Genomic DNA, 15,971 nt, shown 5'->3' on the forward strand with positions numbered 1-15,971 from the left:
GCACCCGGTCGTGGCCACCCGTCGGCCGGCGCGTTCCGGTGGCCGGGCCTGGTGTGGGCGGGCCGTCGTCCATGGCAGCTTCCTTCATGGTGAACCCCGGACCGGAAAGCAGCGGCAGGCATCGCGCGGACGGCGTCCGCGGCGCGGCCTGGTGCTTCGAAGGCTAGGGCGGCAGGGGGCCCGAGGGCCTGCGGCGACGGGCGGCCGCACCGATTCCCGCGTGCAAAGCACCAGGTGAGCGGGTGGATGGCCGGTCGGCGCCGTGTTGCGCCGAACGGCTGTCCCCGGTGACGGGACGGGGGAGCACGCCCAGTGGTTATGATGGATTGATAAGCCTATTGTTAGTACTTGGCAGGAGTGGAGAGCCGGACACCGGCAGCGGACCGGACGACAGCGGGGGCGATGGCGTGACCGACACGACGGGTGAGAGCGCGGAACCGGCGGACGCCGCCGGCGCGGCGGCGTCCATACGGCTGGCGGTGGCCCGGATAGCCCGCCGGCTCAGGCAGGCACACCGGGTCGGTGACGTGACGCTCTCCGAGGTGTCCGTGATCTCCCGGCTGAGCCGGGACGGAGCGGATTCCCCCGGCTCGCTCGCCGAACTGGAGCGGGTGCGTCCACAGGCCATGGCATCCACGCTGGCCGCGCTGGAGGAGCGCGGCCTGGTGACCCGCAGACCGGACTCAAGCGACGGCCGGCGCGCGGTGATAGAGGTGACCGAAGCCGGCCGCAAGGTGCTGATCGACCGCCGTTCGGAATCCGTGCAGCGGCTCACCGAGGTCCTCGACGAGGAGTTCACGCCCGCCGAACGGCAACGGCTGCTCGCGGTCGTGCCGCTGCTCGACCGGCTCGCGGAGCGGCTGTAATGCCGGCGACCCGGAGCGGGAACGCCGAAGTGAGCGACCGCTACAAATGGATCGCGCTCTCCAACACCACGCTCGGTGTGCTGATCGCGACCATGGACGCCTCGATCGTGATCATCTCCCTGCCCGCCATCTTCCGGGGCATCGGACTCGATCCGCTCGCCCCCGGGAACATCGGCTATCTGCTCTGGATGATCCTCGGCTATCTGCTGGTCTCAGCTGTGCTGGTGGTCGCGCTCGGCAGGCTCGGCGACATGTTCGGCCGGGTCCGGATGTACAACATGGGTTTCGCGATCTTCGCGTGTGCGTCCCTCGCCCTCTCGCTCGATCCGCTGAAGGGCGGTCCCGGCGCGCTGTGGCTGATCGGGTTCCGTGTCGTGCAGGCCTTCGGCGGCTCGATGCTGACCGCGAACTCGGCGGCCATCCTCACCGACGCGTTCCCCGCCAGGCAGCGCGGTATGGCGCTCGGCATCAACCAGATCACCGCCCTGGCCGGGCAGTTCCTCGGTCTGCTCGCGGGTGGTCTGCTGGCCACCATCGACTGGCGCGCGGTGTTCTGGGTCAGCGTGCCGATCGGCGTCTTCGGCACGATCTGGTCGTACCGCAGCCTGCGGGAGACCGGCTCCCGCACGGCGGGCCGAATCGACTGGGCGGGCAACATCACCTTCACGGCCGGGGCCGGCATCCTGCTCGCCGCCATCACCTACGGGATCCAGCCCTACGGCGGCCACCCGACCGGCTGGACCAACCCCATGGTGCTGGGCGGGCTCGGCGGCGGACTGCTGCTGCTCGTGGCCTTCTGCCTCATCGAGACCCGCGTCGCCGAACCGATGTTCCGGCTCGGCCTGTTCCGGGTCCGTGCCTTCGCCGCGGGGAACCTCGCGGCCCTGCTCACCGCCATCGCCCGCGGCGGGCTCCAGTTCATGCTCATCATCTGGCTGCAGGGCATCTGGCTTCCGCTGCGCGGATACGACTTCGAGAGCACCCCGTTGTGGGCAGGCATCTTCATGCTGCCGCTGACCATCGGATTCCTCATCGCGGGGCCGGTGTCCGGCTTCCTGTCCGACCGTTACGGAGCGCGGCTGTTCTCCACCACCGGGCTCCTTCTCGTGGCCTGCGGGTTCATCGGGCTGCTGCTCCTGCCGGTGAACTTCTCGTACCCCGAATTCGCGGCCCTGCTGCTGCTCAGCGGTCTCGGCCAGGGGATGTTCTCCGCCCCGAACACCTCGGCGATCATGGGCAGTGTGCCGCCGGAGCAGCGTGGAGTCGCCTCCGGAATGCGCTCGACGTTCCAGAACTCGGGCACCGCACTGTCGATCGGCCTCTCGTTCTCCCTGATGATCTCCGGACTCGCGGGGACGCTGCCGCACGCGCTGCGCAGCGGTCTGCAGGGGCAGGGGGTGCCCAGCGGAACGGCGCAGCAGGTCGCGGAACTGCCCCCGGTGAGTACGCTGTTCGCCACCTTCCTCGGCAAGAACCCCATCAGCCACCTCCTCCAGCCCAGCGGTGTGCTGGACAAGCTCCCCGCGCACAACGTCCTGGCCCTGACCGGCAAGGAGTTCTTCCCCGGACTCGTCTCCGGCCCGTTCCACCACGGACTCGTCACCGTCTTCGGTGTCGCCACCGTGATGGCTCTGGTCGCCGCACTGGCCTCGCTGCTGCGCGGCCGCCCCTCCAAGGCCGGGCCGGCCGGCGGCTCCGCCGCCTCCCCGAAACCCGGCAACACGCTGAAAGGTAAGAAGAGATGACGAAAAGCGCCCTTCTCGTGATGGACGTCCAGCAGGGCATCGTCGAGCGCATCGGCAACGACCCCGGGTATCTGGCGCGGGTGGGCCGGGCGATCAGTGCGGCGCGTGGGGCCGGTATACCGGTCATCTACGTGGTGGTCGGCTTCCGTACCGGACACCCCGAGGTCAGCCCGCGCAACAAGTCGTTCAGCGCTCTCGCGGGCGCGGGTGCGGGCGCGGGATTCGCCGAGGGCGACCCGAATGCCCGGATTCACCCCGATGTGGCGCCCCAGGAAGGCGACATCGTGGTCACCAAGAAGCGGGTCAGCGCGTTCGCCGGGAGCGACCTCGACATGGTGCTCAGGGCCGGCGGGACGGACAGCCTCGTCCTCACCGGAATCGCCACCAGCGGTGTGGTGCTCTCGACCCTGAGGCAGGCCGCCGACCTGGACTTCGGCCTCACCGTCCTGGACGACTGCTGCGTCGACGGCGACGCGGAGGTGCACCGGGTCCTGACGGAGAAGGTGTTCCCCCGCCAGGCGGACGTCGTCAGCACCGAGAAGTGGGCCGCGGCCATCGGACAGTGAGCCGGCCGTCCGGCGCGCCGGCGGCAGGGGCCCTGCCCCCTCAGCCGCTGTCGCGCCGGCGGGTGTCCGACGAGGGCCAGCCGCGCCGCTTCTCGCCCGGCAGGAGCTGCTCGACCACATCGGCCAGCTCCTCGCAGGCGCGCTCGATACGGCGGCGCACGTTCTTGTGTTCGGTGACGATCGCGGCGAGCAGCAGCGCGGTCAGCGCCACCGACCCGTTGAGCGCCGTCAGGTTGATCATGGCTTCGAACAGCGTGAGACTGCTGAAGGAACCCGCCCGGCCGGTCGCCGCGATGACCGCGAGCACGGCCACCAGAAGCGCGCAGGGCGCGCTGCCCGCGAGCTCGAACCGGAGCGCCGCCCAGATCAGCAGCGGAAAGACCAGGAAGAGCAGGGCGTAGTGGCTCCCGGTCGCCACCGGGACCACGATCGCGGCGGCGATCACCAGCGCGCCGGCCTCCACCCATCTGTCGGTACGGCGGGGCAGCCGGAGCCTGCGCAGGAGAAGCAGCAACGGGGTCACCATCAGGACCCCCACCGCGTCCCCGGCCCACCAGGCGAACCACACCGGCCAGTAGCCGCTCTTGGGGAGTTTGTCCTCAAGGAGCAGTATGCTCGCCCCCGTTGTCGCGCTGACGAGCATGGCACCGAGTGCTCCGAGGAAGACCAGCGCGGTGCCGTCCCGCAACCGGGACAGATCCATCCGGAAGTCCGCCCCGCGGAGCATCAGGAAAGCGCAGACAGGGGCGAGCGTGTTGCCCGCGATGATGCCGATGTCGCCGAGGTCGAGTGACTGGGCGGTCCATGCCACGGCGAGCAGGGCCCCGATGGCGATACCTGGCCAGACCCGGAGCCCCCAGTACAGCAGGCAGCCCACCGCGACACCCGTCGGCGGCCACAGGGGTGTGACCACGGCACCGTGGACGGTCACCTGCCGCAGCAGCCCGATCCGGCCGGACACGTAGTACGCGACCGCGACAGCGAGAATACGCAGGGCGGTTGCCGTCGCCTCTCGGGCTGTCTCGCTGCGGATCACGGCGTCCATCAGACACCGTGCCCCGAGCCCCCGGCGGCCAAGACACGCGAGTCCCGCTCACGTCCTGCCGGGTGCGCTGTCGTGGCACAGCACGAGAACGGCGGCGTCGTCCTCATGGCCGGTGAGGACGGCGGCTTTGATGATCTCGTCGGCCAGTTCCCCGGCGCCGCTGCCGGCCAGGACACTCGCCCGGCGCATGACAGCCTCCAGGCCCTTCTCGATCGAGAACGACGGCCCCTCGATCACACCGTCGGTGATCAGTATGAAGGCGCCCTGCCCCGTCAGCCGCCGCCGGGTGACCGGATAACGCTGCTTCTCCGCGATGCCGAGCGGCAGGCCCCCCGCGTCATCGATGATGCCCGTCCGGCCGTCCGCCAGGGCCCAGACGGCCGGCACATGTCCGGCGCGGGCGCTGTCGATCTCCCAGGTGACCGGGTCGAAGCGCAGGACGGTGCAGGTCGCGAAGAGCGTGGAGTTCACCGAGAGCAGCAGGTTGTTGGTCCGGCCGATGATCTCGCCGGGGTCCGAAGCGGTGGTGGCGATGGCCCGCATACCGATCCGGATCTGGCCCATGAAGGCGGCGGCCTCGACATCGTGCCCCTGGACGTCGCCGATGGCGAACCCGAGCGAACCGTCCGGGAGCGGGAACCCGTCGTACCAGTCGCCGCCGATGTCCAGCCCACTGCGGGCCGGGGTGTAGCGGGCCGCGGTACGCAGCCCCGGCAGGTCGGGGAGGTGGGCCGGGAGCATGTTGCGCTGCAGCGCCTCGGCCAGTTCCACCCGCGCCTGGTGCAGCTCAACCTCCCGCCGGGCCTGGGCGGTGAGCTCGTGGAGCGTGGTGAGGAGCTCGTCGGCGCTTGCGGAACGAGGAGGACGACGCCGGTTCATGAGCGGCTCCGCGGTGCGTTTGTTCCCGGGCCGCGACCGGGGGCCCGTGGTCGCGGGGCAGACCGTGTACCGGCCTGTCGGGCCTCTCCTCTCCGACGATCACGGCCCGTGGGGGGTCCGGAGACCGTTAACTGCATCTTATTTCCGGAGCGCGGATTCCGCAGCCCCCGCAGGTGCGCGGGCCGGTACGGTGCCGTGTCGTTCCCGGGGGCGTGCCTGCCGCGGCGGACGAGTGCGCGTCCGCCGCGGCAGGCCCCGGACCCAGCCGGGTGCGGGTGGTACCGCCGTCCTCAGGCCGTGGTCAGCGTCAGGCCGTACTGGTTCAGGATCTCGTTGATGGGCTGGAACCAGGTCTCCCCGCCGCCGGTGCAGTCGCCCCAGCCGCCGGACGTCACCCCCTGCGCCTGGTCGCCGCTGATGAAGGAACCGCCGGAGTCGCCCGGCTCGGCGCAGACGTTCGTCTTGGTCAGCTCGTTGACCGCGCCCTCGCTGTAGTTCACGGTCTCGTTGGTGGCCAGGACGTTCCCGCAGTGCCAGTGCGAGGTGGAGCCCGAGCGGCAGATGGACGCGCCCACCGGAGCCGCCGCCGAGCCGCGGACCAGCTGGTCGGAGACCGTGCCCCAGCCGAGGACCACCGGGACCGTCCACCATCCGTTGCCGACGCTGACCCAGGCGTAGTCGTTGCCCGGGAACGAAGAACCCTGGAAGGTGCCCACGGCCGAGCCGTCCCAGCCGCTGACGGCGGCTCCCGGCTGCCCGCAGTGTCCCGCGGTGACGAAGCCGCCGTTGACGGAGAAGCCGATGGAGCAGCGGACGTTGCCCGTGTAGTACGGGTCGCCGCCCACCGTGCCGGCCGACAGGGTCCTGGCCGCCGCCGGAACCTGGTTCACCGTGACGGCACCGGTCTGCCCGGCCCGTGCGACGAACGCCTGGACATCGTTGTCATCCTTTGCTGAGGCGACGACGTCCACCACGACCCGGTTGGCCTTCGGGTCCACGTGCCAGCTGCTGACACCGGCCGGTGCGCCGCCCTTGTCCAGCCGCTTCTTGGCCGCGTCGAGTTCACGGGCGCTGTGCTTGACCAGAGTGACGGCCGCGCCGGTCGCCCGGACCGCTCCGGACTTGGCGCTGCCGGTCAGGGCGACCGTCAGTTTTCCGCTCTTCGCGTCGTACCAGTCGCCGCCGAAGGAGGAGCCGGCCGCGCGGCGCGCCGTGCCCTGGAGTGCTGTGGCGGTCCGTTCGGAGGCCAGACGCGCCCGGGCCTGGCTCGCTGTCAGGCCGAGGTCCTTGCGCATGGCCGAAAGCAGACCGTCGGATGCCGGCTGTGCGGCGCGTGCGGAGGATTCGGACGAGGGGGAGGGGGAGTCGGCGGCGGATGCCGGGACGAGTCCGGCTGTCGCCCAGGTCCCGAGCACGAGAAATGCGGACAGTGCGGTGCGGGTGAGCGTGCTGCGTCTCAAGGTCTGGCCCTTCTGTTGTTCCAGCATCGTGGGGATGGAACAGCAGGCGTCCGGGCGCGCCCCGTTGGGAGCGCTCTCAGAGTGTGCCGCAGCGGAGCGTAGCCGAAAGTATGTGATCAGGTCCATGCCAATGAATGGGGGTTCTGCGGGCGCGTGACGGAGCGCGACGCGACGGAGCGCGAATTTCTTCTGTTCTGATCTCGATACGCACTTTCGGGTGCCCCGAGGCGGGGGCGAGTAGGACATTGATCGTCATATCGAACGCAATGAAACGGCCGGATGTGCGCCAGGAGGGGCTCAACGGATGAGCCGACGGGGTCGCCGCGCGTTCGGCCGTGTAGCGTCTCACCCAGCTGTCGTGGTTCCGAAGTACCTCTCGCCCGTGCGTACATGCACGGGCGGGTCTGCTGTTCGGCGTCTCCGAGGACCAGGGCGATCACCTCCGGCCCCCGCGAAGTGCGGGAGCCGACTTCGAGTCCCCTTGGAGGGCAATCATGGCCAGTGGCACCGTTAAGTGGTTCAACGCGGAAAAGGGTTTCGGCTTCATTGAGCAGGATGGTGGGGGCCCGGACGTCTTCGCCCACTACTCCAACATCAACGCTCAGGGCTTCCGCGAGCTGCAGGAGGGCCAGAAGGTGAACTTCGACATCACGCAGGGCCAGAAGGGCCCGCAGGCGGAGAACATCGTCCCGGCCTGACCCGGCGGGTGTGCCCGCCTCCGGCCTGTGCCGGAGGCGGGCACTGCCGTTTCCGGATCTTCACGGAGTGTTCGCCCCTGGAACGGCCGCCGGCCCGGAGGCCGCCGCCGGGCGGAACGGCGCCACGCCGGAGCGCGCTCCGGCGCACGATGGGCCGTACGGGCGTATTCCGCGGGCAGGCGCCCCTGTTTGTATGGATGATCTCCTGGGCAGCGATGTTTCCCGGCTGCCGCCGGAGCCGCCGTACGCAGGAGGAATCTGATGAGCAGCGCCGGAGGCCCCGCCATCGGCACCATCACCACGGAGGTGCCCGCCCGGCTGGACCGGCTGCCCTGGTCGCGCTGGCACTGGATGATCGTGGTCGGCCTCGGTACGGTCTGGATTCTCGACGGTCTCGAAGTCACCGTGGTGGGCAATATCGCCAGCCGCCTCTCGGAGAGCGGCAGTGGACTGCCCATCAGCGACTCCCAGGTCACCGGGCTCGGAGCCGCTCTCTACGTGGCCGGTGCCTGCTCGGGCGCGCTGGTCTTCGGGTGGCTCACCGACCGGTTCGGCCGCAAGAAGCTCTTCCTCATCACCCTCGCGGTCTATCTGGCGTCGACCGCGATGACCGCGCTCTCCTTCTCGGCCTGGTGGTTCTTCCTCTTCAGGTTCCTCACCGGCTTCGGAATCGGCGGCGAGTACGCGGCCATCAACTCCGCCATCGACGAACTGATCCCGAGCAAGTACCGCGGCCGGGTCGACCTGATCATCAACGGCAGTTACTGGCTCGGCGCGATGGGCGGCGCCCTCCTCTCGGTCCTGGCCCTGGACACCGGGATCTTCCCCGAGAACATCGGCTGGCGCCTCACGTTCGCACTCGGCGTCGTGCTCGGCCTGGTCATCCTCCTCGTACGGCGGCATGTGCCGGAGAGCCCGCGCTGGATGTTCATCCACGGGCAGTCCGACGGGGCCAACGCGATCGTCGAGGGAGCCGAGAAGGAGATCGAGGAGGAGACCGGCGCCCCGCTGCCGAAAGCGGGCCGGGCCATCACCATCGAGCAGCGCAGAAGCATCAGTTTCGTCGAGATCGGCCGCACGCTCTTCCGCGCGTACCCCAAGCGCGCGACGCTCGGCTTCTCGCTCTTCATCGGCCAGGCGTTCCTCTACAACGCCATCACCTTCGGGTTCAGTTCCATCCTGGTGAAGTTCTTCGGGGTGTCCAGCGGTACGACGGGGTACTTCTTCGCGGTCATCGCGTTCGGAAACTTCCTCGGCCCGCTGCTGCTCGGCAGGCTCTTCGACACCGTCGGGCGCAAGAAGATGATCTCGGGTACGTACATCCTCTCGGGGCTGCTGCTCTTCGTCACCGCCTGGCTCTTCGACCAGGGATGGCTCAACGCGACGACGATGACGGTGTGCTGGTGCGTGGTGCTGTTCTTCGCCTCGGCCGGGGCCAGTTCGGCGTACCTGACGGTGAGCGAGATCTTTCCGATGGAGACCCGGGCCATGGCGATCGCCCTGTTCTACGCGCTCGGTACCGCGGCCGGAGGTATCTCGGGGCCGCTCATCTTCTCCGGTCTGACGTCGAGCGGTGTGGTCTCGGACGCCGTCGTGGCCTTCTGTATCGGCGCCGCGCTGATGGTCGCCGCCGGGGTGGTGGCCGTGCTGTTCGCGGTGGACGCCGAGGGCAAGTCCCTCGAGGACATCGCGCGCCCGCTCTCCCAGCGGACGAAGCCCACCGGCCGGCCGGCCGGGCCACCGAGCGCGCCCGCCGTATGAACGCGAGGAAGGCACCGCACATGAGCGGCGACGAACCGCTGGGAAAGTACCGCGGCAAGCGGGATTTCGGGACGACGTCGGAGCCCCGCGGCGGGGCGGCCGGAGAGGGTGACGCACCCTGCTTTGTCGTGCAGATCCACGACGCGCGCCGGATGCACTTCGACTTCAGGCTGGAGGTGGACGGCGTACTCAAGTCCTGGGCCGTGCCGAAGGGGCCGTCGACGGAGCCGAAGGACAAGCGGCTCGCCGTACCGACCGAGGACCACCCGCTGGAGTACCGGGAGTTCGAAGGGGTCATCCCGAAGGGCGAGTACGGCGGTGGCACGGTGATCGTCTGGGACGAGGGCACGTACCGGCCGCTCAGCCACGACCGCCGGGGACACACCGTCCCGTTCGGGGAGTCCATCGAACGCGGCCACGCGACCTTCTGGCTGGACGGCGCCAAGCTGCAGGGTGAGTACGCGCTGACGCGTTTCCACGGCGGCGGCGACAGCACCGACCCCGAGGCATGGCTGCTCATCAAGGCGAGGGAGAAGACCGGCACGGCGCGGGACGGGACCGGCGGGCCCCGGACGGCGCCCCGGGACAGCGGTGGCACCACGGACCCCCGCCGGGCGCGCTCGGTCCGTACCGGAAGAACACTCCAGCAGGTCGCCCGGAGCGCGGTGGACGAGGGCGACGGGGAGAGCTGAGCGGAATTTCCGCCGGGCAGGCGCTGGACCGCCGCCGGCGGGGCAGGTGGCAGTGGTGCGGGTGGCCCCGCTGGGCGGCGGCGCGGCCCCCGGATGGCACCATCCGTGTGGTGGCGAAGACCCACCCGCGGCGGCCCGGCCGCTTCACGAGAGGACATGTGGATGAACAGCTCCCCGGAGCAGCGCGACCCCGTACCGACCGTCACGGAGCCCGTCCCTGATCTGCAGCTCCAGTTGCTCGTCCGGCTGCTCGGCGAGCAGCTGCGGGCGAGCCTGCCGGTCACGCTGAACGTTCCGGGCGGTGTGCTGTACGGCGACCTCATCGCCCACGAGGCGTGGAAGGCCGACTGGTCGAAGAGTCTGCGGGAGCTGGGCGGGTCCGGCGCCGATGTGGTGGCCGGGTTCCCCGAGACCGTCGACCAGGCGCTCAGTGAACTCCACGGCGACGAGGACGCGCACCAGCTGCCCCGCTGGATCCATCTGCGCGACGCGACGCTGGTGGCCGGTGCGGTGAACACGGTGACGCTTCCGCTGTGGCGCGGCCGGCTCGCCGATGTGTCCGGCTGGTCGCTGGGCAGGCCGGCCTGACCCGTTGGACTTGGTCCGGTGGCGCGGCCCCCCCCGGCGGCCGGCGAGGCGCACTCCCCGGCGGCCGGCGGGCGCGCAGAACACCGGTGACCGGGGGCCGAGGCTGCCGCGGCCTCGGCCCCCGGGTTCTGACGGCCCGCCCGGTGGTCAGTGCGGAAGGCCGCCGGGTGCGGTCGCCCAGGTCGTGTCGGGCCGGTCCGACAGCCGGTAGGCCAGGCTGCCGCCCGAGGTGATCAGCCGGGCGTCGGTCCAGGAGCGGTCACTGCTGCGGCCGTTGACGGAAAGCCCGCTGATGTACGGATGCGACGCGTCCGCCGCCGGGGCGCTGAGGGTGATGTCGCCGCGGCCCGCGCGGCTCACGACCGCCTTCGGGAACAGCGGTGCGCCGACCAGCATCGACGCGCTGCCCGGTGTCTGCGGATACAGGCCGAGCGCGGAGAACACGTACCAGGCGGACATGGTGCCCAGGTCGTCGTTGCCCGGCAGTCCGGAAGGTCCCGTGCCGTACACGGTGTTCAGGATCTGCCGGACGGTGGCCTGTGTCTTCCAGGGCTGCCCGAGCGCGTTGTAGAGCCACGGGGCGTGGATGCCCGGCTCGTTGGTCGGGTCGTAGCGCAGGGCGTCGCCGCCCTTGACCGACCAGGCGCCGTCCGCGGTGTGGAAGAAGCCGTCGAGCCGGCCGGCCGCTGCCGTACGCCCGCCCATCGCGGCGGCCAGCCCCTGGACGTCCTGCGGCACCATCCAGCTGTAGGTCGCACTGGTGCCCTGGGCGAAGCCGAGGTCGCTGCCCGGGTCGAACGGCGTCACCCAGGACCCGTCCGCGTTCCGTGCCTGGATGTAGCCGGCGCCCTCGGTGGCCTGCGGGTTGAAGACATTGCGCCACCAGGCACCGCGTGCGGTGAACTCGGCCGCCTCGTCGGTCCGGCCGAGCAGCTTCGCCCACTTCGCCAGGGCCGAGTCGGCGACCGCGTCCTCCAGGGTCTCGGCGGCGCCGCCCCAGCAGTGGCAGACGTCCTGCGGCGCGTAGTGCGAGACCAGGTACTGGGCGAGGTTGGGGCGCTGGCCCGTGCACTGACCGGGGCACCCGGCGTCCGACAGGTCGTCAGGCCGGGGCACGGTGGCCTGGCGCACCAGGGAGTCGAAGGCGCCCCGGTAGTCGAAGTTCCGCACGCCCATGGCGTAGAAGGTCGCCAGTGTCGCCGCCGTGGGGTCACCGGTCATCACATGGGTGGCGCCGCTGATGTGCACCCAGCGGTCCCACACACCGTCGTTCTGGCGGGAGAAGTTGTACAGCGACTGCGCGAAGTCACCTGCCACCTCCGGCTTCAGGGCGGCCAGCAGCTGTATCTGCGCGCGGTACTGGTCCCAGCCGGAGAAGTTGCTGTACTGCGCCCGCTGCCCCCGCTCGATCCGGTGCGGGACCCCGTCCATGCCGGGGTAACGGCCGTCGGTGTCGCTGATCAGGTTCGGCTCCATCAGCGAGTGGTAGAGCGCGGTGTAGAAGGTGGTGCGCTGGGCGGTGCTGCCGCCGCCGATCCGTACCGCTCGCAGCTCGCGGTCCCAGGACCGGCTGGTGCCGCGTGCGACATCGGCGACGCTCGCCCGGGGCGCGATCTCCTGGCGCAGATTGGTCTCCGCGCCGCCGAGACTGACGTACGAGATCCCCAGACGCATTCTGACATCGTTGTCGGACGAGGTGTCGAAGCCGACATAGCCGCCCGAACCACGTCCCGCGCGGTCCGCTCCGGTCGCGTAGCCCTCGCCGCCCGAGCCGGAGACGGAGCCCGGGGAGAGCGTCCCGTCCTTCCAGGTCCCGTGCGAGGAGAAGGCCCGGTCGAAGGAGGCGCTGAAGTACAGCTTGTAGTAGCTCTTGCGGTTGTTGGTGCCTCCGTTGGCGCGGCGGCCGCAGAAGGCGCCGGTGAGTACCCAGCCGGTCACCTTGTGGTGGGCGGTGTCGATGTCGACGTGGGCGTCCTCGCTGCCGTTGAGCGAGTTGGAGACGCGGAAGAGCAGACTGGCGGGCTTCCCGGCCGGGAAGGCGAAGTCGGCCACTCCGGCCCGCGGGCTGACGGCGAGATCCGCCGATGCGCCGGAGTCGAGGCCCACCCGGTAGCGGCCCGGGGTGGCGCTCTCGTTCTCGTGCTTGAAGCCGGCGGCGTAGACCGCGTCCTTGGTGTCGGCGGACGGTGACGACGTGACATCGCCGACGAACGGCATGATCGGTACGTCGCCCGCAGCACCAGGGGCGCATCCGGCGCCATTGACATGGGTGAGGCTCAGCCCCCGCATGCGGGTCGTGTTGTAGTCGTAGCCGTTGGCGGCCGCCGTGTTGGTCTGGTCGCCATTGGTGCTGGTCGGGGACCAGCCGATCATTCCGTACGGAGCGGTGGCCCCGGGGTAGGTGTTGCCGCCGTTGGACGAGCCGATCAGCGGGTCGACGTACGCGGTCGGCTGCTGCACCAGGGGCGCGGCCTCGGCCGACGGAGCGAGCAGAGCGGCAGTCAGCGCGGTGACGACTCCCACTGCCGCGGCCGACGCGCGGGTTCTGCTGCGGGAACGGGGTGGTCTTCCGAAGAGCATGGAACGGGCCTTCCGGCGGGGGCGGTGGACAGCCCCTGTGCGCCGGCCGTTCGTCATCCGTCACGTAGGGGCGACGCGATCATAAGTCGCCGGGGAGGTAGGGGACATGACACGGGCAGCCCGTTCGGTGAACGGGAGGTGAAGAGGCCCGGACAGGGCTTGTGCGACGGAGCGCGTGTCGAACACTCTGCCGGGACCGGTGACCGGCGAAGGTGGACAGGGAAGCAGGTCAGGCAGTCGGGTCAGGCAGCCAGGCAAACCGTTCCGGAGACGGCCGACCGGAGCGGTCCCACTCGTACGGCCGAGGAGCAGCCGATGAACACCGCAGATGTGCTGGCAGACGCGTTCGGCCGGGTCCAGGAGTCCGTCCATGAGGCGGTCGACGGCCTTTCGGCCGAGGACCTCGGCGCGCAGCTGGACAGCGGGGCGAACTCGATCGCCTGGCTGGTCTGGCATCTGGCCCGGGTGCAGGACGACCACGTGGCCGACGCGTCCGGCCAGGAGCAGGTGTGGCTGGACCAGGGCTGGGCCGACCGCTTCGAGCTGCCCTTCACGGACACGGAGACCGGCTACGGCCAGAGCGCCGGGCAGGTCGCCCAGGTGCGGGCCGACGCCGCTCTGCTGACCGGCTACTACGACGCGGTCCACGAGCGGACCGTGGACTTCGTCCGGGGGCTCGACGACGCCGCGCTCGACCGGGTGGTGGACGAGGCGTGGTCACCGCCGGTCACGCTCGGTGTCCGGCTGATCAGCGTCATCGGCGACGACATGCAGCACGTGGGGCAGGCGGCCTTCGTCCGGGGATCGCTGGAACGCCGGTAGCGCGGCGGGGCGGGGGCCGGCAGCAGCCCTGATGCGGGGCACCCTGCGAAAAGTTAAGCTTTGGGCACCTCAGCCCTCCTCCGGAGCGACCGTATGGCAGGACGAGATCTACCCCTGATCGGGCCGGGCGAGCGGCTGGCCCTCAACCGTATGGGCAGTTTCGACTGGGACCTGCGCGGCGGGAAGCTGGAGTTCGACGAGCCCGGTCTCGCGGTGTTCGATCTGCGCCCCGACGAGTTCGACGGCCGTCCCGAGTCCCTGGGCAGCCGTATCCCGCCCGAGGAGGGCCACCGGCTCGACGTGGCGCTGACACAGGCCGTCCGGAGCGGCCGTTCCTCGTACGGGGTGTACTTCCAGCTGCGCCGCCGCAACGGGATCCGGCAGTGGACCCATACCCGCGGCCGGATCCTGCGCGACGAACGGGACGTCCCGTACCGCGTCATCGGAATCGTCCGCAACGCGACGACCGATCTCACCGAATTCGCCACCGTCAACCCCGCCGAGGCCGGCCGGCGGCGGCTGACCACCATGGTCCAGGGGACCACCGATGCGCTGTCCAGGGCGGTCACCGTGGACGATGTGACCGCGGTGCTGACCGGCGAGGACGGCCTTGAACGCTTCGACGCGGACGGGCTCGTCCTCGGTCTGGTCGCGGGCGGCGCACTGGAGCTGGTCGCGCTCGCCGGGGACTCGATGCATGTCCTGGACGACCTCAGGCGCCATCGGCTGGACGACTCGCTGCCGCTGGCCGACGCGGTGCTTTCCCAGCAGCCGCGGTTCGTCACCTCGCTGGAGGACCTGTCGGAGGAGTTCCCGCGACTGCGCCCGTACGTCCAGCGGATGGGGCTCGACGCGGCGGCCTTCCTGCCGCTGATCGCGCAGGCCCGCTCCATCGGATGTCTGGCGCTCTTCTACCGGGGCCGCAGCCGCTTCTCGTCGGAGGACCGCAACCTCTGTCTGGGGCTTGCGGGCATCGTCGCCCAGTCCCTGCAGCGCGCTGTCCTCTTCGACCAGGAGAGGGAGTTCGCCACCGGGCTCCAGTCCGCCATGCTGCCGCGGCGCATCCCCGAATTCCCGTCAGCGGAGATCGCCGTGCGGTACCACTCGGCGTGGAGCGGCAGGGAGGTCGGCGGCGACTGGTACGACGTCGTGGCGCTGCCGCGCGGCCGGGTGGGCATCGTGGTCGGCGACGTTCAGGGTCATGACACACACGCGTCGGCCATCATGGGCCAGCTCCGGATCGCGCTGCGTGCGTACGCGGGGGAGGGCCATACCCCGGGCACGGTGCTGGCGCGCGCCTCCCGCTTCCTCGCCGAACTGGACACCGACCGCTTCGCCACCTGCACATACGCCCAGGTCGATCTGGCGTCGGGTGCGATCAGGGCGGTCCGCGCCGGGCATCTGGGACCGCTGATCCGGCACACCGACGGGCGGGTCGGCTGGCCGAACGTACGCGGCGGTCTCCCGCTGGGCCTGGGCACGGAGTTCGGGCAGGAGGAGTACCCCGAGACCCGGCTCGACCTGGTGCCCGGCGAGACCCTGCTGCTCTGCACCGACGGCCTGGTCGAGGAGCCCGGCACGGACATCGGGGTGGGGATGGACGCGCTCGCCGACGCGGTGCGCCAGGGACCCGAGGAGGCGGAGGCGCTCGCGGACGACCTGGCGGCCCGGCTCTGGGAGCGCTGGGGCACCAGTGACGACGTGGCACTGCTGGTGCTGCGCCGGGCGCCCGACCCGGGCACCCCGCAGGCACCCCGTATCCATCAGTACATTCACCAGGCGGACCCGGAAGGGCTCGCCGAGGCCCGCGCCGTGCTGCGCGGCGCGCTGGAGGCGTGGGGGCTCGAAGAGCTGGTGGACGACGTCGAACTTGCCGCGGGGGAGCTCCTGGTGAATGTGCTGCTCCACACGGAGGGCGGCGCCGTACTGACACTTGAGGTGCTGCCGGAGCCCGTGCGGCGGATCCGGCTCTGGGTCAAGGACAGGTCCAGCGCCTGGCCGCGGCGGCGTACCCCCGGTGAGGCGGCCACCTCGGGGCGCGGCCTGATGATGATCGACGCGGTGTCGGCCCGGTGGGGGGTCGAGCCGCGCGGTGACGGCAAGGCCGTCTGGTGCGAGTTCGAGCCCGGGGCCGGAGCCTGAGCTGAGCGGGCGGCGCTCACGGGCCTGGTCGTGCCGGTGGGGCCTGGCCGACCCCCGTATGAGCAACAGCGGCTCGAAACTGCTGTGTTCACACCGAGGCCGCCAGACCGAGGCCCCCGTACCAAGG

Annotated in this window: 13 protein-coding genes; 9 read left to right on the plus strand and 4 right to left on the minus strand. The window is 70.7% G+C overall.

Features of this window, described 5'->3' with window-relative positions:
- Positions 1 to 407 precede the first annotated feature (407 nt).
- From G3I19_RS09950 to G3I19_RS09960, 3 genes are read left to right on the plus strand one after another with little or no spacing between them, the layout of a single operon-like run.
- The gene (locus G3I19_RS09950) at positions 408 to 866 is read left to right on the plus strand and encodes a MarR family transcriptional regulator (RefSeq protein WP_164262246.1); all 459 of its coding nucleotides are present in this window, start codon (positions 408 to 410) and stop codon (positions 864 to 866) included.
- The gene (locus G3I19_RS09955; RefSeq protein WP_164262248.1) at positions 866 to 2,611 is read left to right on the plus strand and encodes an MFS transporter; all 1,746 of its coding nucleotides are present in this window, start codon (positions 866 to 868) and stop codon (positions 2,609 to 2,611) included. The genes G3I19_RS09950 and G3I19_RS09955 overlap by 1 nt, the downstream gene beginning before the upstream one ends.
- Positions 2,608 to 3,177, plus strand: a complete 570-nt coding sequence (locus tag G3I19_RS09960; protein WP_164262250.1) for an isochorismatase family cysteine hydrolase — start codon at positions 2,608 to 2,610, stop codon at positions 3,175 to 3,177. Before G3I19_RS09955 ends, G3I19_RS09960 begins: the two co-directional genes overlap by 4 nt.
- Before the next feature lie 40 nt (positions 3,178 to 3,217).
- On the opposite strand, the gene G3I19_RS09965 is transcribed toward G3I19_RS09960, so the two are convergent.
- The 3 genes from G3I19_RS09965 to G3I19_RS09975 all read right to left on the minus strand — a co-directional run bounded on the left by G3I19_RS09965 (position 3,218) and on the right by G3I19_RS09975 (position 6,588).
- A complete protein-coding gene (locus G3I19_RS09965) occupies positions 3,218 to 4,222 on the minus strand; it encodes an MASE1 domain-containing protein (RefSeq protein WP_164262252.1) in 1,005 nt (334 codons plus the stop codon).
- A gap of 48 nt (positions 4,223 to 4,270) precedes the next feature.
- Positions 4,271 to 5,101, minus strand: a complete 831-nt coding sequence (locus G3I19_RS09970; RefSeq protein ID WP_164262254.1) for a PP2C family protein-serine/threonine phosphatase — start codon at positions 5,099 to 5,101, stop codon at positions 4,271 to 4,273.
- A gap of 290 nt (positions 5,102 to 5,391) precedes the next feature.
- Positions 5,392 to 6,588, minus strand: coding sequence for a S1 family peptidase (locus tag G3I19_RS09975; protein ID WP_164262257.1), 1,197 nt, complete (start codon positions 6,586 to 6,588; stop codon positions 5,392 to 5,394).
- 467 nt (positions 6,589 to 7,055) lie between these two features.
- On the opposite strand from G3I19_RS09975, the gene G3I19_RS09980 reads away from it, so the two are divergent.
- The 4 genes from G3I19_RS09980 to G3I19_RS09995 all read left to right on the plus strand — a co-directional run bounded on the left by G3I19_RS09980 (position 7,056) and on the right by G3I19_RS09995 (position 10,300).
- Positions 7,056 to 7,259: a cold-shock protein gene (locus tag G3I19_RS09980; protein WP_164262258.1), complete on the plus strand. Its 204-nt coding sequence runs from the start codon at positions 7,056 to 7,058 to the stop codon at positions 7,257 to 7,259.
- A gap of 261 nt (positions 7,260 to 7,520) precedes the next feature.
- A complete protein-coding gene (locus tag G3I19_RS09985) occupies positions 7,521 to 9,020 on the plus strand; it encodes an MFS transporter (protein WP_164262260.1) in 1,500 nt (499 codons plus the stop codon).
- A 20-nt stretch (positions 9,021 to 9,040) separates the two neighbouring features.
- Complete coding sequence (locus G3I19_RS09990) at positions 9,041 to 9,712, plus strand: DNA polymerase ligase N-terminal domain-containing protein (RefSeq protein WP_164262262.1); 672 nt, start codon at positions 9,041 to 9,043, stop codon at positions 9,710 to 9,712.
- A 162-nt stretch (positions 9,713 to 9,874) separates the two neighbouring features.
- Positions 9,875 to 10,300, plus strand: a complete 426-nt coding sequence (locus tag G3I19_RS09995; protein ID WP_164262264.1) for a hypothetical protein — start codon at positions 9,875 to 9,877, stop codon at positions 10,298 to 10,300.
- A gap of 147 nt (positions 10,301 to 10,447) precedes the next feature.
- Here the strand turns inward: G3I19_RS09995 and G3I19_RS10000 are convergent, their stop codons facing one another.
- A complete protein-coding gene (locus tag G3I19_RS10000; RefSeq protein ID WP_164262266.1) occupies positions 10,448 to 12,880 on the minus strand; it encodes a GH92 family glycosyl hydrolase in 2,433 nt (810 codons plus the stop codon).
- 315 nt (positions 12,881 to 13,195) lie between these two features.
- Between G3I19_RS10000 and G3I19_RS10005 the strand changes: the two genes are divergently transcribed.
- Both G3I19_RS10005 and G3I19_RS10010 read left to right on the plus strand, forming a co-directional pair.
- Positions 13,196 to 13,702 (plus strand): DUF664 domain-containing protein, encoded by a 507-nt coding sequence (locus G3I19_RS10005; RefSeq protein ID WP_164262269.1) that lies wholly within the window; start codon positions 13,196 to 13,198, stop codon positions 13,700 to 13,702.
- Between the two features lie 93 nt (positions 13,703 to 13,795).
- Positions 13,796 to 15,844: a SpoIIE family protein phosphatase gene (locus G3I19_RS10010; protein WP_164262271.1), complete on the plus strand. Its 2,049-nt coding sequence runs from the start codon at positions 13,796 to 13,798 to the stop codon at positions 15,842 to 15,844.
- The last annotated feature ends 127 nt before the right edge of the window (positions 15,845 to 15,971 follow it).

This window comes from Streptomyces sp. SID10853 (assembly GCF_010548145.1).
Lineage (GTDB): Bacteria > Actinomycetota > Actinomycetes > Streptomycetales > Streptomycetaceae > Streptomyces.